The sequence below is a fragment of the Candidatus Pelagibacter sp. HTCC7211 genome, assembly GCF_000155895.1.
Classification (GTDB): Bacteria; Pseudomonadota; Alphaproteobacteria; order Pelagibacterales; family Pelagibacteraceae; genus Pelagibacter.
Genome location: NZ_DS995298.1, coordinates 594,936 through 617,039 on the forward strand (window position 1 = coordinate 594,936; position 22,104 = coordinate 617,039).

General features: G+C 27.8%; 27 protein-coding genes. 6 read left to right on the forward strand and 21 right to left on the reverse strand.

The annotated features are described in order from the left end of the window. Position 1 precedes the first annotated feature (1 nt). Positions 2–1,054 (forward strand): threonine aldolase family protein, encoded by a 1,053-nt coding sequence (locus PB7211_RS03085; protein ID WP_008544170.1) that lies wholly within the window; start codon positions 2–4, stop codon positions 1,052–1,054. Here PB7211_RS03085 and PB7211_RS03090 read toward each other — a convergent pair. The 5 genes from PB7211_RS03090 to PB7211_RS03105 form a co-directional block, all read right to left on the reverse strand. Then, entirely contained in the window at positions 1,047–1,274 is a 228-nt protein-coding gene (locus PB7211_RS03090; protein WP_008544432.1) for a hypothetical protein, read from the reverse strand. The genes PB7211_RS03085 and PB7211_RS03090 overlap by 8 nt on opposite strands. 94 nt (positions 1,275–1,368) lie before the next feature. Beyond that, the gene (locus tag PB7211_RS03095; RefSeq protein ID WP_008544235.1) at positions 1,369–1,749 is read right to left on the reverse strand and encodes an HIT family protein; all 381 of its coding nucleotides are present in this window, start codon (positions 1,747–1,749) and stop codon (positions 1,369–1,371) included. Beyond that, a complete protein-coding gene (locus PB7211_RS03100; protein WP_008545672.1) occupies positions 1,739–2,746 on the reverse strand; it encodes an HNH endonuclease in 1,008 nt (335 codons plus the stop codon). Before PB7211_RS03100 ends, PB7211_RS03095 begins: the two co-directional genes overlap by 11 nt. A 2-nt stretch (positions 2,747–2,748) precedes the next feature. Continuing rightward, positions 2,749–2,922, reverse strand: a complete 174-nt coding sequence (locus tag PB7211_RS07960) for a hypothetical protein (protein ID WP_008545279.1) — start codon at positions 2,920–2,922, stop codon at positions 2,749–2,751. A 6-nt stretch (positions 2,923–2,928) separates the two neighbouring features. Beyond that, positions 2,929–3,216: a DUF1330 domain-containing protein gene (locus tag PB7211_RS03105; RefSeq protein WP_008545583.1), complete on the reverse strand. Its 288-nt coding sequence runs from the start codon at positions 3,214–3,216 to the stop codon at positions 2,929–2,931. Between the two features lie 315 nt (positions 3,217–3,531). Here PB7211_RS03105 and PB7211_RS03110 point away from each other — a divergent pair, with 315 nt between their 5' ends. Next, on the forward strand, positions 3,532–3,900 hold the full coding sequence (locus PB7211_RS03110; RefSeq protein WP_008544193.1) for a TlpA family protein disulfide reductase: 369 nt from the start codon (positions 3,532–3,534) through the stop codon (positions 3,898–3,900). 9 nt (positions 3,901–3,909) lie between these two features. On the opposite strand, the gene PB7211_RS03115 is transcribed toward PB7211_RS03110, so the two are convergent. The 13 genes from PB7211_RS03115 to rpsF form a co-directional block, all read right to left on the reverse strand. Further along, the gene (locus PB7211_RS03115) at positions 3,910–5,220 is read right to left on the reverse strand and encodes an MFS transporter (RefSeq protein ID WP_008544643.1); all 1,311 of its coding nucleotides are present in this window, start codon (positions 5,218–5,220) and stop codon (positions 3,910–3,912) included. 43 nt (positions 5,221–5,263) lie between these two features. After that, the gene (locus PB7211_RS03120) at positions 5,264–6,139 is read right to left on the reverse strand and encodes a DMT family transporter (RefSeq protein ID WP_008545880.1); all 876 of its coding nucleotides are present in this window, start codon (positions 6,137–6,139) and stop codon (positions 5,264–5,266) included. Between the two features lie 9 nt (positions 6,140–6,148). After that, positions 6,149–6,997, reverse strand: coding sequence for an FkbM family methyltransferase (locus PB7211_RS03125; RefSeq protein WP_008545748.1), 849 nt, complete (start codon positions 6,995–6,997; stop codon positions 6,149–6,151). After that, complete coding sequence (gene gshB, locus PB7211_RS03130; RefSeq protein WP_008544771.1) at positions 6,994–7,917, reverse strand: glutathione synthase; 924 nt, start codon at positions 7,915–7,917, stop codon at positions 6,994–6,996. Before gshB ends, PB7211_RS03125 begins: the two co-directional genes overlap by 4 nt. Next, entirely contained in the window at positions 7,910–9,205 is a 1,296-nt protein-coding gene (locus PB7211_RS03135) for a glutamate--cysteine ligase (protein WP_008544597.1), read from the reverse strand. Before PB7211_RS03135 ends, gshB begins: the two co-directional genes overlap by 8 nt. Positions 9,206–9,234: 29 nt before the next feature. Beyond that, positions 9,235–9,792 carry an HD domain-containing protein gene (locus tag PB7211_RS03140; protein WP_008545915.1) on the reverse strand — a complete coding sequence of 186 codons (558 nt, stop codon included), beginning with the start codon at positions 9,790–9,792 and terminating at the stop codon, positions 9,235–9,237. Between the two features lie 2 nt (positions 9,793–9,794). After that, positions 9,795–11,276 carry an amidophosphoribosyltransferase gene (purF, locus tag PB7211_RS03145; RefSeq protein ID WP_050754613.1) on the reverse strand — a complete coding sequence of 494 codons (1,482 nt, stop codon included), beginning with the start codon at positions 11,274–11,276 and terminating at the stop codon, positions 9,795–9,797. Next, positions 11,230–11,775 carry a CvpA family protein gene (locus PB7211_RS03150; RefSeq protein ID WP_008544251.1) on the reverse strand — a complete coding sequence of 182 codons (546 nt, stop codon included), beginning with the start codon at positions 11,773–11,775 and terminating at the stop codon, positions 11,230–11,232. The genes purF and PB7211_RS03150 overlap by 47 nt, the downstream gene beginning before the upstream one ends. 5 nt (positions 11,776–11,780) lie before the next feature. Continuing rightward, entirely contained in the window at positions 11,781–14,177 is a 2,397-nt protein-coding gene (locus PB7211_RS03155; protein WP_008546110.1) for an efflux RND transporter permease subunit, read from the reverse strand. Positions 14,178–14,197: 20 nt separating this feature from the next. Next, positions 14,198–15,616, reverse strand: coding sequence for a replicative DNA helicase (locus PB7211_RS03160; RefSeq protein ID WP_008545251.1), 1,419 nt, complete (start codon positions 15,614–15,616; stop codon positions 14,198–14,200). A 68-nt stretch (positions 15,617–15,684) separates the two neighbouring features. Continuing rightward, positions 15,685–16,143, reverse strand: a complete 459-nt coding sequence (gene rplI, locus PB7211_RS03165; protein WP_008545455.1) for a 50S ribosomal protein L9 — start codon at positions 16,141–16,143, stop codon at positions 15,685–15,687. Position 16,144: 1 nt separating this feature from the next. Next, positions 16,145–16,417 (reverse strand): 30S ribosomal protein S18, encoded by a 273-nt coding sequence (gene rpsR / locus PB7211_RS03170; RefSeq protein WP_008545601.1) that lies wholly within the window; start codon positions 16,415–16,417, stop codon positions 16,145–16,147. A gap of 2 nt (positions 16,418–16,419) precedes the next feature. Further along, complete coding sequence (gene rpsF / locus PB7211_RS03175; protein ID WP_008544857.1) at positions 16,420–16,773, reverse strand: 30S ribosomal protein S6; 354 nt, start codon at positions 16,771–16,773, stop codon at positions 16,420–16,422. Positions 16,774–16,860: 87 nt separating this feature from the next. On the opposite strand from rpsF, the gene fabD reads away from it, so the two are divergent. The 4 genes from fabD to gmk are packed head-to-tail and all read left to right on the forward strand — an operon-like array spanning position 16,861 to position 19,452. Beyond that, on the forward strand, positions 16,861–17,787 hold the full coding sequence (gene fabD, locus PB7211_RS03180) for an ACP S-malonyltransferase (RefSeq protein WP_008544977.1): 927 nt from the start codon (positions 16,861–16,863) through the stop codon (positions 17,785–17,787). Then, positions 17,784–18,521 (forward strand): 3-oxoacyl-ACP reductase FabG, encoded by a 738-nt coding sequence (gene fabG, locus PB7211_RS03185; protein WP_008544734.1) that lies wholly within the window; start codon positions 17,784–17,786, stop codon positions 18,519–18,521. The genes fabD and fabG overlap by 4 nt, the downstream gene beginning before the upstream one ends. A 50-nt stretch (positions 18,522–18,571) precedes the next feature. Further along, the gene (locus PB7211_RS03190; protein ID WP_008544320.1) at positions 18,572–18,811 is read left to right on the forward strand and encodes an acyl carrier protein; all 240 of its coding nucleotides are present in this window, start codon (positions 18,572–18,574) and stop codon (positions 18,809–18,811) included. A gap of 8 nt (positions 18,812–18,819) precedes the next feature. Continuing rightward, entirely contained in the window at positions 18,820–19,452 is a 633-nt protein-coding gene (gmk, locus tag PB7211_RS03195; protein ID WP_034398916.1) for a guanylate kinase, read from the forward strand. Here gmk and rsmA read toward each other — a convergent pair. From rsmA to PB7211_RS03210, 3 genes are read right to left on the reverse strand one after another with little or no spacing between them, the layout of a single operon-like run. After that, a complete protein-coding gene (gene rsmA / locus PB7211_RS03200) occupies positions 19,441–20,226 on the reverse strand; it encodes a 16S rRNA (adenine(1518)-N(6)/adenine(1519)-N(6))-dimethyltransferase RsmA (RefSeq protein ID WP_008544978.1) in 786 nt (261 codons plus the stop codon). The genes gmk and rsmA overlap by 12 nt on opposite strands. Beyond that, the gene (locus tag PB7211_RS03205; protein WP_008544145.1) at positions 20,223–21,185 is read right to left on the reverse strand and encodes a 4-hydroxythreonine-4-phosphate dehydrogenase PdxA; all 963 of its coding nucleotides are present in this window, start codon (positions 21,183–21,185) and stop codon (positions 20,223–20,225) included. The genes rsmA and PB7211_RS03205 overlap by 4 nt, the downstream gene beginning before the upstream one ends. Next, positions 21,175–22,104 (reverse strand): peptidylprolyl isomerase, encoded by a 930-nt coding sequence (locus PB7211_RS03210; RefSeq protein WP_008544873.1) that lies wholly within the window; start codon positions 22,102–22,104, stop codon positions 21,175–21,177. Before PB7211_RS03210 ends, PB7211_RS03205 begins: the two co-directional genes overlap by 11 nt.

Sequence of the window (22,104 nt, forward strand, 5' to 3'; positions counted from 1 at the left end):
TATGGCAAAAATTAAAACAAAAAGAGAAAGAGTTAAATTTGCATCAGATAATGTTGCGGGTGCTTGTCCAGAAGTATTAGATGCAATTATTAAAGCTAATGAAGGAGACAGCACTCCTTATGGAAACGACCAAATTTCAACAGAACTTCAAGATAAATTTTCTCAAATTTTTGAAAAAGAAGTTATAGTTTTTCCTACAGCTTCAGGAACAGCTGCTAATGCTTTAGCTTTATCAACGATGACACCATCATTTGGTAATATTTATTGTCATAAAATGTCCCATATTAACACTGATGAATGTGGCGCTCCAGAATTCTACACTGGTGGTGGAAAACTTGTTACTCTCCAGGGTGTTAAAGGAAAAATAACTGCTGAAGAACTAGATGAAGCGATTACTGGAAAAGGAATTGTACACCATACTCAACCCTCGTCTGTTAGCATTACACAAGTTTGTGAAACAGGAGAAGTTTATCAATTAGATGAAATAAAAAAAATATCAGATGTTGCTCATAATCATAATTTAAATATGCATATGGATGGCGCTAGATTTGCAAATGCATTAGTGTCACTTGATGTAACGCCAGCCGAGATGACTTGGAAGTCAGGTATTGATGTATTATCTTTTGGTGCAACCAAAAATGGTTGTTTAGCTGCAGAAGCTATAATTTTCTTTAAAAAAGATTTAGTTGGCAATGTTACTTTTTTAATGAAAAGAGCAGGGCATTTGTTATCAAAAATGCGTTTTGTATCTGCTCAATTAGATGCTTATATAACTAATGATGTTTGGATTAAAAATGCAAGACACGCAAATAAAATGGGAAAAAAACTCAGTGATGGATTGATTAGTCACCCTGATATTAATTTATCTTTTCCAACCGAAGCTAATGAGGTTTTTGCAACATTTCCAAGAAATAAAATTGAACATTTAAATTCCGAGGGCTATACAATAAATGAAGACGAGTGGGACGGTAAAGCAGTGAGATTAGTTGCAGCTTGGAATACTAAGGATAATGATGTTGATGAGTTTTTAAATATACTCAATAAGACTAACTAGGGTTTTGTTTTAGATATTCAATATAATTTACCACCTCATTAAATTTTTCATCAGGAATATCTTTGTAACTTGCATTAAAATTATCTTTCACACATATCGCTACATGGGCGTAGGAGTTTCTTCCTTTAGGATGATTTGGGTGGTCGGGCAGCTGACCGCGCAAATAATCGCCAGCTTCCTGAATAATTTTCCAGAGTTTATTTGCGTTTTCTTTATTCAAACTACTTAAATCCTTGTTTTATCTCTTCTGTGTCGAGTTAGTGTCGAGTTATCCTATAAAATCCTACAATCATTATCTTAAAAGTTTTTTCACATCAGTATTTTTGCTTTGATGGAATTACACCTCTAACACCACCTCTTGGGTCATCTATATCTCCTTTACGCCTTGGTATTAAATGTATATGAAGATGCATTACAGTTTGACCTGCAGTTTCTCCCTGGTTTATTCCTATATTAAATCCAGTAATGCTATTATCTTTTCCTATTAAACTGTCTTTTTGAAATTTTATTATATTATTTAATTGAATAATATCTTTATCTCTAAGATCAAAATATGTTTTGTTATGTTCATTTAAGATAATTAATGTGTGATCCGTAGTTACAGGATATGCATCTCTTATCACATAAAAAATATCATCTTCGTAAATTATATTTAATTTTTCTTTGTTACAGAATATACAATTATTATTTTCCATTATTTAATACTGTTAAAAATCTTTTAAAAAATAAGTCTTTTTCCCTGTTATAATCTTTATCTCCCATCCAATAATTATTACCATAAACTTGCTTTGCATTCTCGTAATGATTTAATAAAGTTTTTCTTCTTTGATTTTTAGTCGAGCCTAGAGATGCAACTATCTTTCCTTTCCAAGGATGGCTACTTCCAATGATATTTTCATTCCTGTTGAATAACTTTTCAATATAATGTGGTCCAACTAATGCTTCTAGTTTATTTTCGTTACACATCCTATGACTAACAGTTAAATTCCATTCTTCATCATGCTGCAATAAATCTCTAGGTATTAAATGTTCTACAGGAGGGGTTTCATTTTCAAGTAATTCTAAACCACATAGAAAGCATATATTTGATTGATATGCTCTTAAAAAATCTCTTTGATCTGAAAGATCTTTCCTGTCATGACCGTTTGTTAGATATATATTTCGAATATCATTTTCTAATTTAAAATTGTCTCTCTTGATTAAGTAAGCACCCTCAAGCATACTATGTTTCATTTCTGCTTCTTTTTCTAGACTAATCATTTGGTTTTTTGGAATTTCAAAAAAATTATCTTTCAATATTATTTTTTTACCAAATTGATATTCATAAAAATAATTCTTAAGTGTTTCTTTATCCTTACCAAATGACTGAAATCTTGGAATTACATCATTAAAGCCATCTTTACCTATTTCACTTATTGCTTGATCATAGTTAATTCTATTATTTTTTAATTTATAAAACACTGTCTCTTGGACAGATCTTCTAAAAGGATTGCTTTGTTGAGGTCTTGGATCATTTGTCAATCTATCAAAATAAATTTTAAAATATTGTTCTGATAAATCTTGCCAGGAAATAGTATGTTGATCATTGTTATAAAAATGATTTAAGGTTTTAAACAGAGCAATTTTATGAGTACCTGCATTTAATCCATATAATAATATGGCTTGAGCCCAGTCATAGTTTGTAAATTTCATTATTAATGAAGTACTCTATCAAGTACCTCAATTTTAATATGCTGATAATCATCCTGGATATCAAATTCTATTGCCATGTCATCATCAGGATCTAACGTTTTACGAACTAAATTAACGTATTGATCAATTCTTTTATAAGAAATTTTGCCTCTAAATATTTTTTCAAATCTTTTCACTGAGTTTTAATTCCCCTCAACTAAAACTAGATGAGCTTTGGCCGCTAATTCTCTAACCGCTTTAGCCGCTTGATATTTTTCTGACTCATAGAATTTACGAGCAGCATCAATGCTTTCAAATTCAATTAATATAACAGTACCTAAATTTTCACCTTCTCTTACGTCAGGACTGGGTTCACGAACAAGAACTTTGCCACCGTGCTCTCCAATAGTTGGTCCAGACATTTGTTTAAACTTTTCCATACCTTCTTTATCGTGTACTTTAAGATGTGCTATCAAATATCCTTTGCTCATAATTTTCTCCTTTATGTTTTAATGTAACAAATCCTAAACCATGAGTCTATTTGCTTTAAAATAGCTGTTTGATTTATCTTTTTTGTGTCGAGTGTGTGATCGAGTTTTTTAATTAAATTGATGAGTCTTTAAGAGATTTATTTCAAACTAACTTTTTAATATCCGCATTTGTACTGTAGAATAATGCAGCTTAATGCAGGATAGATTGAACCTCTAATCCCCCAAATAATCGCCAGCTTCCTGTATCATTTTCCACAGTTTACTTGCGTCCTCTTTGTTCATCACTTATTTAATTTTATAGTTTATAAATTTTATATGAAAAATATCTTAATTTTAATAATTATCTTTTTAAACATTAATTCTATAGCAGTAAGCAAAGGAACTACTTTCACCAATGAGATATTTGAAAAATCTCAATTAGAAGGGAAAACAGTCGTTATACACTCATGGAATAAAACTTGTTTAACTTGCGCAGAACAAGTTAAGATTTTAGACCAGGCTAAACAGGACTTTAAAGACACGATATTCTTGAGCTTTGAACAGACTAAAGATAAAAAAATTGCTAAATTTTTAGATATTGATTATTGGACAACAATAGTTGTCTATAAAAACAATAAAGAAATTTCACGTTCTATTGGTCAGACAAATAAAGAAGAGATTTACTCTCAAATTAATTCTAAGTAATATAGAAATTTAATAGGTTTTATTTTCTTCGACTACAGTTTCATCTATTGGTTTAATTGGTTCTTCAATAGGTTCAGTTGTAGGGTTTAGCTCCATACCTATAGGCGTAATAGTTTGTGGCATAGGAGTAAATTGAGAGTCTGGATTATCTTTTGTATCTCTAACTTTCATTCTATATAATCCAAAAATTCCAATTATTCCGTGGAAAACAATTAAAAATACAAAATAACCGTTAGGACCTGTAGCATTCATAAATAATGAACATAAAAAAGGTCCACTTATAGCACCTAAACCAAATGCAAATTGTAATGCAGCCCCTGCTGACACAAATTTTTCTTTTGGAATAAAATCATTTGTATGCGCAAAAATTATTGCAAACATTGGTAGACTTGCAAATGCAAATAAAATAATTGAAATATAAAACAAAGTCTTACTAGATCCAAGCACTCCGTCATAAAACATTGTGCCACTACTAAGAATTGCACAAAGAGCAAAAAATGAAGCTGCAAAAGTTGTATAAATAATTACCCGCCTACGATCAATACTATCTGAAAATTTTCCTATAGGCCATTGTGATAACGCACCTGAAATTGCAACCAAAAAAGTTACAATAGAAATTTCTAAAATTGAAAAATTCATTGATGCTGCATAAACCGGTAAAAGAGAAAATAAAGCTGACTGAGCGGTTCCATAAAAAAGAGATCCAATCATTCCTAATGGTGATACTTTGTAAAGTTCTTTTAAACTCATTCCTGTAATTCTTTTAAATGTAGGAGCTTTTTTTTTCGTCAACAATATTGGAATTAAAGCCAAAGACATGAATAAAGATATAAGTATAAAAGGTTGAAAATTTACTGGTGAACTAAAATTCAAAAAGAACATTCCAATCGCCATCGATCCATAAAGTATGATCATATAAATAGACAAAACACTTCCTCTATTTTTGTTAGAGGATCTGTCATTTAACCAACTTTCTGCAATTGTATATATGGAAACCATACTAATACCTGTAATCACTCTAAGGACAAACCAAGTAAAAGGATTAATTAAGATTGAGTGCATAAGAACAACTATTGATGCAATGGATGCAAAAGCTGCAAACACTCTAATATGACCTACTCTAGAAATTAGATTGGTTATTGTTTTCGCTCCAATAAAATATCCAACATAATAACCTGACAACATAAAACCTGTTGCTGTTAAACTAAAATCTTCTTTAACAGCTCTTACACCTAAAAGTGAACCTTGGTAACCATGAGCTAACATAATTAGGCCCATACCAAGAAAAAGTGCCCAAGAGTTTTTTAATATTTTTTGCATAAATTCAGCCCTATTTAGTTCGATCTATTCGTGAATCAAGTCTTTATTGTGACAATCGCTTAGTATTTTTAAGCTTCAAAAACGAGTGGATGGCTATCGTCAGTATTATAACAATCCCACCTTGAATTGTCTCGATACTTGGTTGCTCATTGATAACTAGCCAGACCCAAAAAGGACCTATGATTGTTTCTAGTAAAAAGAATAGGTTTACCTCTTCAGCTGGTATAAATCTTGGTGCAATTGTTACTAAAACAAATGGGATAGCTACACACATCACACACATTAAAGGAACAAATATTAAGTCAGTACCAACAAGAGCAAAAGTATCTACGAAAAAGAAAGCAAAAATTGCTACACATAGTTTTCCAATTACAGCAGATGGAACAAGATCTCTATTTTTGGCATATCTAGCGATGACAGCGTTACAAGCAAGACCAAAAGCGGTAATTATACCAAATAAATCACCATAAAAATTGCCCATTTCAATAGAATCGTGGAAGATATAGGTGACTGCAATTAGAGTAATAATAATAGCAATCCAAGTTTTACTGTCAGGCACTTCTTTTAAAAATATACTGCCTAATATAGCTGATAACATTGGTGCCATTGCAATCATTACTAACGTATTAGCAACATTCGTATTTTGAATAGAAATTATAAAAGTAATATTACAAATAGAAAAACTAATAACGTAAAAAATACCAGGATAACCTATGTTTATTAATGCTTTAAAGAGATTATTTTTATAAAAAAATATAAGTCCAACAAGAACAACCACAAAAGGAATTGCACCTCTATAAAAAAGCATTCCCCAAGTTTCGATATTAGAAAGTCTAATTAAAATTGAGTCTGGAGTAATCAACATTACAGCAATAAATGCCAAAAGAGACCCTTTTTTTTGGTTTGAAAGTTTATTCATTGATAAAATCTATTTTAAAGACATCACAATATTAGCATTATTTTTAAAAACCTTAATATATCCAAGATTATAAAGATATTTTACTAAATCATATTTCCATAAATGATTAGAGGCATGTTCTAAAATTATATTTTTGGGGTATAGATTTTTTTTACAATTTTTTAAAAATGATAAGAGAACTCTATCTTCATATCCTTCAATATCTATCTTAAGATTTGTGATATAATTTAATTTTTCTTCTTTAACTATATCTATTAACTTTCTACAGTTAACTACAATATTTTTTTTACTTTTTTTTTTAATTATTCGTCCATTTGCCAAACCTGGAGTAAAATCAAAGTAAATTTTTTTATTTCTATCACCTAGTGCACAATTTTTAATTTTTACAATTGAAAAAATTTTAGAGATTTTCTTTTTTAATAATTTCAAGTTTCTTTTTAATCTTAAGTTATTAATTGGATTTGCATCAATCGCGATAATCTTGACTTTATTATTATTACTATAAAGTGACGCAACATTAAGTGTGAAGAGACCCATATTTGAACCAATATCAATAAAGACACTATTGTTTAAAGATTTACTTTTAATAAAATTTATTTCCTTATTTTCATTTCTTCCAAAGTAAACTTTAATTCCGGTTAACTTATCGTTGTAAAAGTGAAGAGGTATTTTGTTAACTTTACAGACAAATCTAGAATTATCAATATTACCAATTCCAATAAAAAAATTTATAAAATCTATTATTATTTTTCTAATTTTGCCTCTCCCTAAAAATGTTTTTTGACCCAAAAAAAGGATTATTTTAATTATAAAAATTTTAGTTTCAGAAAGCTGTATTAATTCAGTTGATTTCTTCATAGTTTTAAATCTTTCCAAAAGATCCTTGCAAGATTTATACCTGATAAATCAAATAAAGTTTTTAACCCAGTAGGGGAAGTTACATTGATATCTCCATTTAGTTTTTGGTCAATAAAATCAATGCCTGCAAAATAGATATTTTCTTTTTTTAAATCTTTTGCAATTAATTTTGATATTTTATTTTCTAATTTAGTTAATTTAATATTTATTGGTTTAGCACCTTTGCTCATATTGCTTAAGAAAGATCCTTTTTTTGGAACACGCGATATAGCACCACATACTTTACCATTAATTAAAAATACTCTCTTGTCGCCTTTACTAATCTTAGGCAAATATTTTTGGCACATAATATGATCATGCTGCTTAATAAACTTTTTAATTAGCTTAAGATTAAATGTATTTAATAAATGAATATCATTTCCGCTAAAACTATGTATTGGTTTTAAAATTACTTTTTTATGTTTTTTAAAAAATTTTTTAATTTCTTCAATATTTTGAGTGAAAATAGTACTTGGCATAAATTTTTGATACTTTACTGAATAAAGTTTTTCAGAAATATTTCTAATTGATGTTGGGTTATTAATTATTTTAACTTTATCTTTAATGGTATCTAAAATGTATGTAGCTGAAATATATTCAAGGTTAAATGGGGGGTCTTGTCTAATCAAAATATACTTACAAAGCGTAAGTTCTAAACTTTGTTTTTTAAGAATTTTGAAAAATTTTTTTTTATTGTAGTTAAATTCAATAAAAAAACCTTTGGCTATAACCTTAGAGTGAATTACAGATAGATTCTTAGGATCGTAATAAAATATTTTATATTTTCTATTTTGAATTTCATGAGCTAAGAAAACGCTAGTATCCGTAACCGGATTTAATTTTGAAGGGTGATTTCCTTGTATAGCTACAATTTTATTCATCATATAATTCACTTAAATCTTCATTGTTTGAAAATTTATTAATCATATGATCTGCGTTGGTAGTTTTATTATCAATTAGTTTTTGTAAATGATTTAAGAACAATGTTTCATTTTTTCCACTTTTGTTGAGAATATCTCTATCGTCTAATCCCTTTCTAGATAAATCTAATAAAGTTGAAGCCCAATAAAAGAGATCTTTACCCATTAGTTGAGTATTGAAACCTTTTTTTGGCGCTTCTAAATAAGCGTTAATTATTTTTTCTTTATCCCAATTAGAAATTAGTTCATACACTTCATCTAAATTACCGTATAACATTCCAACATTAAAAGCAGGACCAGCGCATAAACAATCCCAGCCACAAGTGTCCATAGATCTGAGTTCTATATATTTTTTTAGTCTATTTTCTGTAAAAATTGTGCTTAAGTGAGTAGTCAAGTCACTTTCATTAGGTAATCTATTATTTATTTCATCAATTTTTCCATCCATAAAGTCTTTAAAAGTATATTTTAGACCTGAAATATAAGTGTCTTTATCTTGAATAAATAAAATAGGAAAATTAATTATAAATTCTGCATATTTTTCAAAATTTAATTCTTCAAAAAATAATTTTGGTAATCCACCTCTAGAAGTACTTTGCCAAACTTTAGATCGGTAGGATAGATAGCCACTATTTTTTTTTTCAACTATTGATGAGTTTGCAAACAAAGCAATTGAAATTGGAACAATAGAATTAACAATTTTAAATTTTTTTACAAAATCTTCCTCAGAATTGTAATCAATATTCAACTGTGTGCCACAGGTTCGATACATCATATCTAAACTAAGTTCTCCTCCTAGAGGCATGTCTTTAGTCATTAATTCATATCTTTGTTTTGGATTATTTGGAATTTCCTTTAATTTTGAAATTGGATCAAATCCAGCACTTACAATTTTGATATCTAATTTTTTGGTAACTTGTTTCAATTCGAATAAATAATCATGCGACTCTGCACATGCTTCATGAAGTGTTATAAGTTTATCGCCAGATAGCTCTATTTGATTACCAGGCTCAAGAGTAATATTTTTACCACCTTTATTTAATCCTATAATATTTCCTTTTTCTAAAATTGGATTCCAACCAAATTCTAATAAAGAGGAAAACATTTCCTTAATTTTTGAATAATCAACTCTCTTATCATCTTGATTATTGAAAAGAAACTTTTCATGTTCAATTCCAATTCTAAAGTCTTTTGTGTCTTTTATACCAGACTCGAAATATTTGATTATTTGTTCTTTAGAATTTATCATTATTTTAAGATTATATCTTACTGTTGCGTTTAAAGAAAATAATAAGGTGTCCTTGAGAAAATTTTTCTTACCATCGGTGAAAATTCATCTAAAGTCATACTTTTATATTCAGGATCAAATGAAGCTTGATCATAATTTTCACAAAAATCAACTGTTGCTTCATAATACTTATGGTCTTTGAATTTATCTCTAGCATTTCTATCTCCACCTAAGTGGTGTGCACTGTAATAGGTCTGAAAAAGTCCATGATGTTTTATTATCCAATATGTTTTTTCAGAAACATAAGGTCTAAGGATTGAGGCAGCATATTGAGAATGGTTCATTGGTGCTAAATCATCACCTATATCATGTAATAATGTAGCAACCACCATCTCTTCATCTTCTCCATTTTTGAAAGCTCTGGTAGCAGCCTGCAAAGAGTGTTCAAGCCTTGTGATTTGATAACCTTCTAAGGTAGTTGTTTGAGCAGATAAATATTTTAAAATTCTTTCAGCAGTCTGTCTTTCATAATTTTTTTCATATTTTTCTAATAGCTGGTAATCCTCTTTAGTACCATTTTTCATCTCTGTAAAATTTACTTTTTTCATTTTTAGTTATTAGACGCAGTGCTTAGTAAGGATAGTTGAGTAACTTTATTATCTCCAAGTTCATCAATAGGTTTTACAGGATAGTCACCAGTAAAATAATGATCTGTAAGCTGAGGATAAGTTTCATTTCTTTTATCAAAACCAACTGCTCTATATAATCCCTCTATAGATAAAAATTTTAAAGATTTTGCTCCAATATATTCACAAATTTCATCGTTAGTTTTATTAGCAGCTAATAGTTCTTTTTTAGTTGGGGTATCTACACCATAGAAATCTGGATGTCTTATTTCTGGGCAAGCAATTTTAACATGCACCTCTTTTGCACCAGCATCGTATAGCATCTTAACTATTTTATAAGATGTTGTTCCTCTGACTAAAGAGTCGTCAATTAATATAATTTTTTTCTCTTTAATAGTTGTTTGGTTAGCATTTAGTTTTAACTTTACGCCCAGGCTTCGAATTTGTTGACTTGGTTCAATAAAAGTTCTTCCAACATAGTGATTTCTAATTAAACCGTGCTCATAATTAATCTTTAAATGTTGAGCAAAACCAAGTGCTGCCGCATTTCCACTATCTGGAACAGGTACCACTACATCTGCGTCTATATTATTTTCTTTCGCAAGTTCTATACCTATATTTTTTCTATGTTCGTATGCAGTTTTACCATCAAGTATACTGTCCGGTCTTGCAAAATAAATATATTCAAACACACAAGGCCTAACTTTTTTAGGAGGGAAGGGCTTGATACTCTTTAACTCATCATTTTCAATTAAAACTATCTCTCCATTTTCAACATCTCTTACAAATTTTGCTCCAATGATATCTAAAGCACATGTTTCTGAGGCCAAAACATAACTTTTGCCTAATTTTCCAATTACAAGAGGTCTTATTCCATAAGGATCCCTAACACCAATTAAAGAATTTTGAGTTAACATTACTAATGCATAGCCACCTTGAATTTGAAATATTGCATCGACAACTTTATCAATTGTCTTAGGTCTTTTAGATTTTGCAATTAATTGAACAATGGTTTCAGTGTCTGAAGTTGTATAAAAAATAGCACCATCTTCCACTAATTTATTTCTTAGTGATATTGAATTAGTTAAATTTCCGTTGTGTGCAACGCCAATTCCACCTGCATTAGTGTCAGCAAAGAAAGGTTGGATGTTTCTTAAAGTATTTTCACCAGTTGTGCTGTATCTATTATGTCCAATTGCATAATTTCCTCTTAGTTTTTTAAGTACTTTTTCTTTATTAAAATTATCTCCAACTAATCCAAATCTCTTTTCTGAATAATATTTTTCACCATCAAATGTAACTATCCCACAACCTTCTTGTCCACGATGTTGTAAAGCATGAAGTCCAAGTGCAGTTAAAGCAGAAGCATCTGTTGCATTACTTACACCAAAAACACCACACTCTTCTTTTAGTTTTGGATCAAAGTTCTTCAATTTTTTCTTTAGAATCTTGATATGTTTTTTCATTTGGAAATTCTTTTATGAGATAATTACTACCTTTTTCAAGGTATGGAAAGATGTATGATTGTTCAATATTTAGCGGCCATTTATCATAGTTGTAGACGATATGAATCCCTGAAAAAATACAAACTGCAATTATATAAGCTTTTATAAATCCAAAAAAGAATCCAAATGCCTTATCTAGACCACCTATACCGGTATAACTAACTGCTTTACTTATTCCCTTATTAATAAGCAGAACAATAAATATAACGACTATAAAAATTCCAATACCTAGCCCAATATCCAGAACATATTCACTATCTATAATATCTTTAAAATATAGTTTTACTTTTGGGAATAAAATTAAAGTAATAACATAGGCTAAAATCCATTTAGCCATTGATAAAATACTTAATACAAATCCTTTTCTATAACACTCAATTAGCGATAAAACTGTAATAACAAGATATAAAAAATCAATAATTGATATATCACTAAAAAATTCCCTTAAGGTATCTAGCACTTAAATCATCTCCCAAAAGGTTTAATAATTAAAATTAATGAAGGCAATAACGTTAAAACAGATATCATTGCTAATAACATTGCAAGCCCTGTAAATATCCCAAAATATATAGTTGGTATAAATTTAGATAATACTAAAATTGAAAACCCAAAGACAATCGTAATCGATGTATTTAAAATCGCTACACCAACGGTTGAATGACAGACTTTTAATGTTTTGTTGTAATCTTTAATTTTTTTAAATTCTTCTTTAAACCTATAAATATAATGAATGCTATTATCTACTGCAATACCAATAGTAATAGCAGCTATTGTTATTGTCATCATATCCAATGGAATTCCCAAAAGACCAATAATTCCTAAAATAAAAAATGCAGCAATAAAATTTGGAACTACTCCTATTAAAGACAATTTTATATTTCTAAATAAAATGATAAACATAGAGAATATACCGATCATCACTAATCCTAAAGTTAAAATTTGAGACTTAAATAAACTTTGCAACAAATTATTAAATAAAATCAAAACTCCTGCTAATTTGAATTCTTCTTCATTTAATCCAATTTTATTTTTGAGATCAAAATTAATTTTATTAATGAGATCATTTCTTCTCAAATTTTCTTGTGAGTCTATAATTCTTAGACTTATTCGAGCTTCATTATTTTTAAGAGAAATATATGGATCTATTATTTCTGTTTTAATACTCTCTGGAATTTTAGAATAGAGCACTCCCATTTCTAATGTACCTAGTGGCTTATTATTGTTTAATTGCGTGGCAACATCAATAATAGAAGAAAAAGATAAAACTTTTCCTACTTGAGGTAGACCATCTAAATAGTTATGAACTGAAGCAATTTTATCAATTTTATCTTTAGTGAACCAATATTTTTCATCATTTGAGTCTTCCTCATCACCCCAATCCTCAAATTCATCATCTTCATTAGATTTTTCTTTATTTTCTTTGTCTTTAGAGGGAAATTTTAAAATTACTTCTAATGGTGTTGTGCCACCCAATTGCTCATCAATAAGTTTCATACCTTTGTAAATTTCCGTATTTTTATTAAAATAATTTATAAAACTATTCTCTACCTCGAGTTTACTAATACCAATAACGCTCAAAATTATAACAATACCTGTTAGTCCAAAAATTATATTCTTATTATTAAGTGAAATTAGTCCTAAAAAAGAAGTAATTTTTGAGTTCTGTTCTTTTTGAATAGACATAATTTCAGTTGGCACAAAACTTAAAAGTGTAGGTAGCAAAGTGAATGTTATAATAAAAGATGTAATTAAACCAAAAGTCATCATCCATCCAAAATCAATAATTGGCTTTATTTCACTAAAGATCAAAGACAAAAAAGCAAATACAGTTGTAAAGACTGTATAAATTATTGGCCAAAACATTTTATTGGTTGTTAAAGAAATTATTTCATAATTACTTTTGTTTGGATGATCTTTTCTTAATTGAAGGTAGCGAGTACTCATATGAATATTCATCGCCATTGTTAATATCAGCATTAATGCAATAAAGTTTGATGATATAACAGTTACTTTCCAGCCAAGAATTCCAAGTAATCCCATCATTATTATTACTGAAAATAAACAGCTACTAATTGGAACAATTATCCAAATTAATTTTCTAAAAATAAACCACAACGTAGCAATAATGAATAAAAGAACTCCCAATCCAAAAACTATGATATCACTTTTGATAAAAGTCATCATATCATCCGCGATCATTGGAATTCCCCCAAGATATATTTTTCCTACATCACCATAACTTTGAATAACTTGTCTTATTTCTAAAATATTTTTATGATTCTGTTTTTTAATTTGATCTTTATATTTTTCTATTTCTTCTTTAGATAAATTCTCAATATTATCTAATTTTTTACTCGCTTTAATGTTTACAATTATACCACTGGTATTACCATTTTCGCTAATCACAAAATTTCTAAATACTGGACTATTTAAAATTTCATTAAATCCTCGGTCTCTATCTACATCTTCATCTTTCAAAGTTTTAAAACTCTCCAAACGTTCTTGAAGAGGGGCATCAGAGTTATTTAAAAGGGGAATATCTAAAAGGGTTATAACGCTATGAACCCAATCTAAGCTTTGAATTTTATATTTTAAACTAAGAAGATTATTAATTGAATTATTCGATGCCATTTTCTCATTAGGCGTATAAGTTAAAATTAAAAAGTCTTTAGACCCATATCTTTCAGTTATTTCTTTTAAATAAGCTAAGTCAGGGTCGCCTTCGATGAGTAAAGTTTCTGATGAAGCATCAAGTCTAAAATCCTTTGAATAATAACCAAAACTTAAAATTACTATTATTAAAAGAGTAAATATTGCTTTTGGATTTTTTAAAATTGAATTTTGGTATAAATGAGCAAACATTTACTCTTTTATATTGGAAATTAATTAGTTTGAGTATCCTTAAATTTGGTAAATCTTTCCTCAAATTCTAGAGTTACATTGCCAATTGGTCCATGTCTTTGTTTTCCAATTATGATTTGTGCTAGATGCGCAACTTCATTCATTTTTGCTTGCCATTCTGCATGTTCAACAGTTGCCTCTCTCGGTTCTTTTCTTTGTAAATAATATCCTTCTCTATATACAAACATGACAACATCAGCATCTTGTTCAATAGAACCTGACTCTCTTAAGTCAGCTAGCTGAGGTTTATGATCATCTCTTTGCTCAACTTGCCTTGATAATTGTGACAAGGCTACAACTGGGACAGATAATTCTTTAGCAATTGCTTTAAGTCCTTGAGTGATTTGTGAAATTTCCTGAACTCTACCATCTTTATTATAAGTAGTACCTCTCATTAATTGAATATAATCAACCACAATCATATCTAGGCCAAATAATCTTTTTATACGTCTTGCTCTATTACTCATTGCCGCAATACTAATTGCTGGTGTCTCATCAATGTATAATGGAAGTTCTGCTATATTTTTTGATGTTTCTAAAAATTTATCAAATTGTTCATCAGAAATTCTTCCTCGTCTTATATCATTTGAACTAATTCTAGCTTGTTCAGAAATTATTCTAGTTGATAATTGTTCTGATGACATTTCTAGTGAAAAAAAAGCTATAGAAGATTTTTTTCCGCTATCTTGTAATTTTTGAGCTGCATTAAATGCAATATTTGTTGCAAGAGATGTTTTACCCATTGAAGGTCGTCCAGCAATTATAATTAAATCTGATTGATGTAACCCGCCAAGTTTGTCGTCTAAATCTCTAAGACCAGTTGGTACACCAACTATACCTTCCTCATTTTTATAAGCTGCTGATGCCATTTCAATTGTTTGTTTCATTGCTTCATCAAACTTTATTAGAGAAGAATTAAAAGAGCCTTTCTCAGCTAAATCAAATAATAATCTTTCAGAGTTTTCAATTATATTTTGACCATTAGTATCTAACTCATTTAGTTTAGCGCTATCAATTGTTTGTTCTGAAATTTTAATTAATTCACGTCTTACAAACATATCATAAATAATTTTTGAATACTCTATTGCTTGGCGAACAGACGTAGAAAATTTTGTAATTTTAACTAAATATTCTGGAACATTTAAATCATCTTTTTCATCTTCAAAATAATTTTTAAGAGTGATTGGATTTGCAAGCATGCCCTTATAAATTAAGCTTTCAATTGCTTCATAAATTTTTTGATGCATAGGGTCATAAAAATTAATACTTGAAATTATGGTACTAATTTCATCAAATATATCATTGCTTACCAAGATAGAGCCTATGACAGCTTGTTCGGCTTCGATATTATTTGGTAATTCTTTAAACTGATCTTTTACGATGCTTAAGTTATTTTCCATTTAGAATAATTTACAGAGTTATCTTCTAAATAAAATTACTAATAATGGCTGGGGAAAAAAATGTATAATTATTGAATTGTATCAGCAGATGAAACACTGATAGTTATCTCTGCATCAACTTCAGAGTGTAAAGAAATTTTAACTTTAAATTTACCTAAAGATTTAATTTCTTCAACTGGTTGAATCATAGATGGTTTAATGTCTATTTTATTTTTCTCTTGCATTAATTTTGCTATTTCAGTTGGTTTAACAGAACCATATAATTCATTATTTTCAGTACTTAATTTTTTAACAGAATATTCTTTACCATTAATTTGTTCAGAAACTTGAATAGCTTCTTTTTTCTTTTCATTATCTTTTTTAGATAGATCAGTTTTAATTTTTTCAACCTCTAAAATATTTTCTTTTGATGCGTATAGTGCTTTTTTATTAGCTATTAAAAAATTTCTTGCGTAGCCTCTCTTAACATCTATTACTTCACCAATAGAACCAACTCTTTTCACATTTTCTAATAAAATTACTTTCATTTTATAATAACGCTAAATTTCTAGCTCTTTTTATTGAAAGAGATAATTCTCTTTGTTTTTTTTGAGAAACATTTGTAATTCTTGAAGGTAAAATTTTACCATTTTCAGACATATATTTTTTTAAAAGTCTAATGTTTTTGTAGTCAACTGCAGGTGCGCCTTTCGCTGAAAGTGGACAATTTTTTTTAAATTTATATTTATTAGGTTGAAAGATACTTAGCTTTGCAAAGTTACTTTGTTTACCTTTTTTGTTTCCACTTTGTCTCTTAGGCATAATTAGTTTTTATAACTTTCTTTTTTGTCATCATCTTCTCTTTTTGTAAAATAATTTGTATCTAAATCAAATTTTTTAACTTTAACTGTTAAATATCTAAGTAATTTTTTATCAATAGCCTCATTTTTTTCTAATTCTTCTATTACATTTCCTTTACCTTTAATCTTAAAGTGAATGAAGCTTCCTTTTTTATTTTTTTTAATTAGGTATGATAAATTAATTAATCCCCAATTTTCGGTTTTAACAATCTCGCCTTCATTTTTTTCAACAATTTTAGAATACTTTTCAGTTAATTGCTTAATTTCACTCGGTGATGTATCCTGCCTAGCTATAATTGTATGTTCGTATAAATTCATTTAAGTTCTTTAATAAAAAGTGAGGATATACTATTATAAATGTTCAATTACAATAGTTAAAAAGGCAAAATAAATAGTTTTTTTTATATGTTTTCAGTAATTTTTCCTGGTCAAGGTTCTCAAATGGTTGGTATGGGAAAGGAATTTTATGACAAGTTTGATCTTGTTAAAAATCTATTTAAAGAGGCCGATGAAAGCCTAAATTATCCTTTATCAAAAATTATATTAGATGGTCCTAAAGAAGAATTGGATTTAACAGCTAATACTCAACCAGCAATTTTTTTAATTAGTTATGCAATTTTTAATGTTGTTAAAAAAGAGTTTAATATTGATTTAAGTAAAGCAAAATACTTTGCTGGCCATTCATTAGGTGAATATTCAGCTTTATCTTGTGGAGGATACTTGCCTTTTTCTGAAACCTTGAAAATATTAAGAATAAGAGGAGACGCAATGCAAAACTCAGTTCCGAAAGGTGAAGGGGGAATGGTTGCAGTTTTAGGTTCCACAGTCGAGATTATCGAAAAAGTTTTAGAAGAAAATGATCAAAATTTCAAAGCACAAATAGCAAATGATAATTCTGAAGGACAAATTGTTCTAAGTGGTCAAATCAAAGATTTAGATAAACTAATTATAATTCTAAAAGAAAAATCAATTAAAAATATTAAGCTACCTGTAAGCGCTCCATTTCATTGTAGTTTAATGAATAAAGCAACTCAAGTGATGAGCACAGAGTTAAATAAATTAAATTTCTTACAATCAGAAATAAAATTAATTTCAAATGTTACTGCAGAAGAAATAATAAATATAGATGAGCTGAAAGAACTACTTATCAAACAAATTGAAAACAGAGTTAGATGGAGAGAAAGCGTGATAAATATGATCAATAATAATGTAAATCATTTTATTGAAATTGGTCCGGGAAAAGTTTTGTCTGGATTAGTAAAAAGAATTAACAAAGAAGTAAAAATAAGTACTATAAATAATCAAAATGATATTGAAAGTTTAGAAATATGAGTAACTTAGAAAATAAGAATATTATAGTAACTGGAGCATCAGGTGGAATAGGAAATGCTATAATTAAAAAATTAAATGAAGTAGGTGCAAATATTGTAGCATCTGGAACCAGAATTGAAAAACTAGAAGAGCTTAAAAAAAAATACGAAAAAATTAAAATAGTAAAATTTGATATCTCTCAAAGTGAAAAAATTGAAGAATTTATTGATAATGCTACCAATGAATTAGGTGGAAGTTTAGATGGGATAATAAATAATGCTGGGATTACAGAGGATAATTTAGCAATAAGGATGAGTTTAGAAGAATGGCAAAAAGTTATAAATATTAATCTAACCTCAACATTTTTATTAAGTAAGTTTGCAATTAAAAAAATGCTTAAAAATAAATCTGGAAAAATTGTAAATATTACTTCAGTAGTAGGTCACACTGGTAACTTAGGACAGGCAAATTATACTGCATCCAAAGCTGGTATTGTTGCAATGTCAAAAAGTCTAGCAATTGAATATGCAAAAAAAAATATAAATATAAATTGTATTTCACCAGGATTTATTAAAACTGCTATGACAGATAAAATAGATGAAAAGTTCAAAGAAGTTATAATATCAAAAATACCATCTGCTAGACTAGGTGAACCAGACGATATTGCAAATGCAGTTCTTTTTTTAAGCTCAGACCAGTCTAATTATATAAATGGACAGACAATGCATGTAAATGGAGGCATGTATATGGCTTGACAAAATAGCTTTTTAAACTATTAAGAATTTAAAACTAAAAAAGGATCAATATGTCAGAAGACGTTTCAAGCAAAGTAAAAAAAATTGTAGCAGATCACTTAGGTATCGATGAAGCAAAAGTAACTGAGGAATCTAGTTTTATAGATGACTTAGGAGCTGATAGTTTAGATACAGTTGAATTAGTGATGGCTTTTGAAGAAGAGTTTGGATCAGAAATTTCAGATAGCGAAGCAGAGAAAATTTTAACTGTAGGCGATGCAGTTAAGTTTATCGAAGGAAAAGCTAACTAATAATTTTAATGCCCTTAGAAAAACATGGGGTAATGATAATTTTATCTTCTCCATCTGGAGCAGGTAAAACCACATTGGTCAAGATGTTATCTAGTCTTGATAATTTTGAAATCTCAGTTTCTCACACTACACGACAACCAAGGCCTAATGAAACATCTAACAAAGATTATTTTTTTATTGATGAAAATGAATTTGAAAGACTAATCAAAAACGAGGAATTTCTTGAATATGCAAAAGTATTCAACAACCTTTATGGCACTTCAAGAACACCAGTAATTGATAAATTAGATAAAGGTAAAAACGTTTTATTTGATATTGATTGGCAAGGAGCCGACCAAATTAAAAATAAAAAACTTGATTACAAGCTAATAACTTTTTTTATCCTTCCCCCAAGTAAAGATGAGCTATTTGAAAGACTTTCAAATCGAGATATGAAAGATAAGTTAATAGCAGAAGAGCGAATGAAACAATTTGAAAGAGATGTATTGCATTGGATTAACTATGATTATGTAGTTGTCAATGATAATTTGGATACTTGTTTTTCAAAGATTAAAAATTTAATAGATGCTGAAGTTAGCAATGGATCTAAGGATTACGATTTAGAGTTTATCAGAAATCATGTAAATAAATTAACTTCCTAATTTTTCATAAGCTTCTGTTAACTTATAATAAGTATTGAAATCTAAATTTTGAGGCCTTAAATTTAAATTAATATTAAGTTCATCTAAAACTTTTTGATTACCATTAAATAATTGATTAAAAGGTTTTTTTATCATTTTTCTTCGGTGATTAAAAAAGACTCTAGTAACTTTTTCTAAGTTTTTTGGATTTTTTATTTTAAAAAAATCTTTTTTAGGTGAAAAAAATAATAAAGAGCTATCAATTTTTGGTTTCGGAGAAAAACAATCAGGTTTTATATCACAAATCTTTTCTACATTTAGCTTCCAATTACTTATAATTGATAATCTTCCATAATTAGACGTATCAAATTTAGCAATTATTCTATCTGCTACTTCTTTTTGAAACATTAAAATCAAGTTGTTGAACCACAAATCTTTTGAAGAATTTGTTATCCACTTACTAAGTATTTCAGTAGATATGTTATATGGCAAATTACCAAAAACTGTTACTTTACTCTCAAATAATGAACTTTCATTTATTTTTAGAATATCATCATTTATAATTGTAAGTTGATCTTTAAATGTTTCCTCTAAATGATTTGCAAGTTTTTCATCTTTTTCTACAACAAAAATTTTTTTTGGTTTTTTTTTAAGAATAAATGAAGTTAAATTTCCAGTTCCTGGGCCAACCTCTAAAATAGTTTCATCAGTAATTTGGATAATATTTGTAATTTTTTCTAGAATATTTCTATCCACTAAGAAATTCTGGCCTAAACTTTTTTTAGCTTTTATCAATTTTTATCCAAAAATTTTATAGCCCTTAATAAGCTCAGTGGGTTGGATAGATTTTTGCCCAGCATAGTTTCATTAGGTCCATGGTCTGGAGATATCCTTATAAAAGGCAAACCTAGTGTTATATTGATAGCATCGTATTCATAGAGTGTTTTGATAGGAGTTAAAACCTGATCATGATACATGCCAACAATTACATCAAAATTTTTTCTATTATTTTTAAGAAAAATTGTATCAGCTGGATATGGACCAGACACATTATACTTTCTTTTTAAGTATTTAATTGAAGGTTTAATTATTTTTTCATCTTCATTATATGAATGAACACTTTCACAGTGAGGGTTTAAACCTAAAATAGCAATACGTGGTTTAAATTTAAATCTTTTTTCATAAAAATTATTAATTAAAGATACTTTTTTTAAAATAACCTGTTTTGTTATTTTCTTTGCAACCAGTTTTAATGGTAAATGAGTTGTAATTGGACATACAGATAGTTTTTTATTAAAAATTAACATGCAAGTATTTTCTGATAAAAATTTTTCAGAGATATATTCGGTAATTCCCAAAAATTTATTTTTTAAAAAACTTTTTTTTGAAATTGGCCCATTAATAAACTTATTAATATTATTATTTTTAATAGCTCTAAATGCTAATTCAAATGAATTTTTTATAAATGTATTTGATTTGCTTGATATTTTTTCAAAAGCTTTATCAGGGTTATATCTTACATTTATTAAGTTTATTACTTTGTTATCAAGTTTATAAAATTTTAGCTTATCTATATTTAGAAGTCTTATCTTATTTTTAAAACCTAATTTTTTCATTTGAAGATTTAATAATTTCTTAGATGAAATCAGTATTATTGGATTTTTAATTTTATTATTATTGAATATTTTAAAAAATAATTCTAAAAAGACACTATTTGGTTCACCCGAGACTATTAAAATTGGACTATAATTCATTTATTATTGTGTCTTTTTTTACTTTATTAAAATATATATTTGAAAAACGATTTAGTTGTTGATTTGTTTTTTCATCAACTATTTTTTTAATTTCTTTATCTAAATCAAAATCTTTCTTTACTTGTCTTAAATCTATAAGTTTTAGTATCAAAAAACCACCTGGTACTAATATTGGATTTGTGTGTTCTCCAATTTTTAATTTTTTAAGTTCATTAAAAATTTTTTTACTTAAGATAGACTCTTTTACCCAGCCTAATTTACCACCTTTATTTGCAGTATTAGAAATACTATATATTAAAGCTGTTTGAGAAAAATCATTCTTTTCAATACTATTGTTAATAACATTTGATTTATCGTTTAAATTTTCATTTTCATTTATATCAAATAAAATTTCTGAAATTAAAAATTCCGACTGCTTATCGTTCTTTTTTAAATCATTTATAATTAATTGTTTATTAATTTTAACATTTTTTTTATATTTCGTGTAAATCAATTGGTTCCACAACATTTCAAGTGTAATTTTTTTTCTTATCATATTTGGATTAATATTTTTATTTAAAAAAAATTTTTCAAATTCAGGAATAGATGTAATTTTTAAATCTTTAAAATAATTCAATATAAGATTATTTAAAACTTGATCTTTGATCTTAATATCCTTAATTATTTTTTTTATTTCAATTTCCTTAATCTTTTCTCTAATCAGAGAATTTTTTGAAATTTGAAATGCATCTTCTTTTTTAATATTTTTAAATTCCTTATTAATAATTTGAAGGTATTGTACTTCATTAAGTATATCTAATGATGTTATGATTTCATTGTTTACTTTAAAAAGAATCTTATTTTCAGATGATTTTGAATGATTAATTATTAAAGATAAATAAATTATAAATATAATTGTATATTTAGATATTTTTATCAT

What these genes read in the sequence shown, in the direction of transcription:
- PB7211_RS03155 (WP_008546110.1), bottom strand. Translation starts at nt 14,177, where the DNA reads ATGTTTGCTCATTTATACCAAAATTCAATTTTAAAAAATCCAAAAGCA.
- purF (WP_050754613.1), bottom strand. Translation starts at nt 11,276, where the DNA reads ATGAAAAAACATATCAAGATTCTAAAGAAAAAATTGAAGAACTTTGAT.
- PB7211_RS03095 (WP_008544235.1), bottom strand. Translation starts at nt 1,749, where the DNA reads ATGGAAAATAATAATTGTATATTCTGTAACAAAGAAAAATTAAATATA.
- gshB (WP_008544771.1), bottom strand. Translation starts at nt 7,917, where the DNA reads ATGAATAAAATTGTAGCTATACAAGGAAATCACCCTTCAAAATTAAAT.
- PB7211_RS03115 (WP_008544643.1), bottom strand. Translation starts at nt 5,220, where the DNA reads ATGCAAAAAATATTAAAAAACTCTTGGGCACTTTTTCTTGGTATGGGC.
- gmk (WP_034398916.1), top strand. Translation starts at nt 18,820, where the DNA reads ATGCCCTTAGAAAAACATGGGGTAATGATAATTTTATCTTCTCCATCT.
- PB7211_RS03140 (WP_008545915.1), bottom strand. Translation starts at nt 9,792, where the DNA reads ATGAAAAAAGTAAATTTTACAGAGATGAAAAATGGTACTAAAGAGGAT.
- PB7211_RS03135 (WP_008544597.1), bottom strand. Translation starts at nt 9,205, where the DNA reads ATGATAAATTCTAAAGAACAAATAATCAAATATTTCGAGTCTGGTATA.
- PB7211_RS03190 (WP_008544320.1), top strand. Translation starts at nt 18,572, where the DNA reads ATGTCAGAAGACGTTTCAAGCAAAGTAAAAAAAATTGTAGCAGATCAC.
- PB7211_RS03110 (WP_008544193.1), top strand. Translation starts at nt 3,532, where the DNA reads ATGAAAAATATCTTAATTTTAATAATTATCTTTTTAAACATTAATTCT.
- PB7211_RS03085 (WP_008544170.1), top strand. Translation starts at nt 2, where the DNA reads ATGGCAAAAATTAAAACAAAAAGAGAAAGAGTTAAATTTGCATCAGAT.
- rplI (WP_008545455.1), bottom strand. Translation starts at nt 16,143, where the DNA reads ATGAAAGTAATTTTATTAGAAAATGTGAAAAGAGTTGGTTCTATTGGT.
- fabG (WP_008544734.1), top strand. Translation starts at nt 17,784, where the DNA reads ATGAGTAACTTAGAAAATAAGAATATTATAGTAACTGGAGCATCAGGT.
- rpsR (WP_008545601.1), bottom strand. Translation starts at nt 16,417, where the DNA reads ATGCCTAAGAGACAAAGTGGAAACAAAAAAGGTAAACAAAGTAACTTT.
- PB7211_RS03120 (WP_008545880.1), bottom strand. Translation starts at nt 6,139, where the DNA reads ATGAATAAACTTTCAAACCAAAAAAAAGGGTCTCTTTTGGCATTTATT.
- PB7211_RS03125 (WP_008545748.1), bottom strand. Translation starts at nt 6,997, where the DNA reads ATGAAGAAATCAACTGAATTAATACAGCTTTCTGAAACTAAAATTTTT.
- PB7211_RS03205 (WP_008544145.1), bottom strand. Translation starts at nt 21,185, where the DNA reads ATGAATTATAGTCCAATTTTAATAGTCTCGGGTGAACCAAATAGTGTC.
- rpsF (WP_008544857.1), bottom strand. Translation starts at nt 16,773, where the DNA reads ATGAATTTATACGAACATACAATTATAGCTAGGCAGGATACATCACCG.
- PB7211_RS03210 (WP_008544873.1), bottom strand. Translation starts at nt 22,104, where the DNA reads ATGATAAAAATATCTAAATATACAATTATATTTATAATTTATTTATCT.
- PB7211_RS03160 (WP_008545251.1), bottom strand. Translation starts at nt 15,616, where the DNA reads ATGGAAAATAACTTAAGCATCGTAAAAGATCAGTTTAAAGAATTACCA.
- PB7211_RS03100 (WP_008545672.1), bottom strand. Translation starts at nt 2,746, where the DNA reads ATGAAATTTACAAACTATGACTGGGCTCAAGCCATATTATTATATGGA.
- PB7211_RS03105 (WP_008545583.1), bottom strand. Translation starts at nt 3,216, where the DNA reads ATGAGCAAAGGATATTTGATAGCACATCTTAAAGTACACGATAAAGAA.
- fabD (WP_008544977.1), top strand. Translation starts at nt 16,861, where the DNA reads ATGTTTTCAGTAATTTTTCCTGGTCAAGGTTCTCAAATGGTTGGTATG.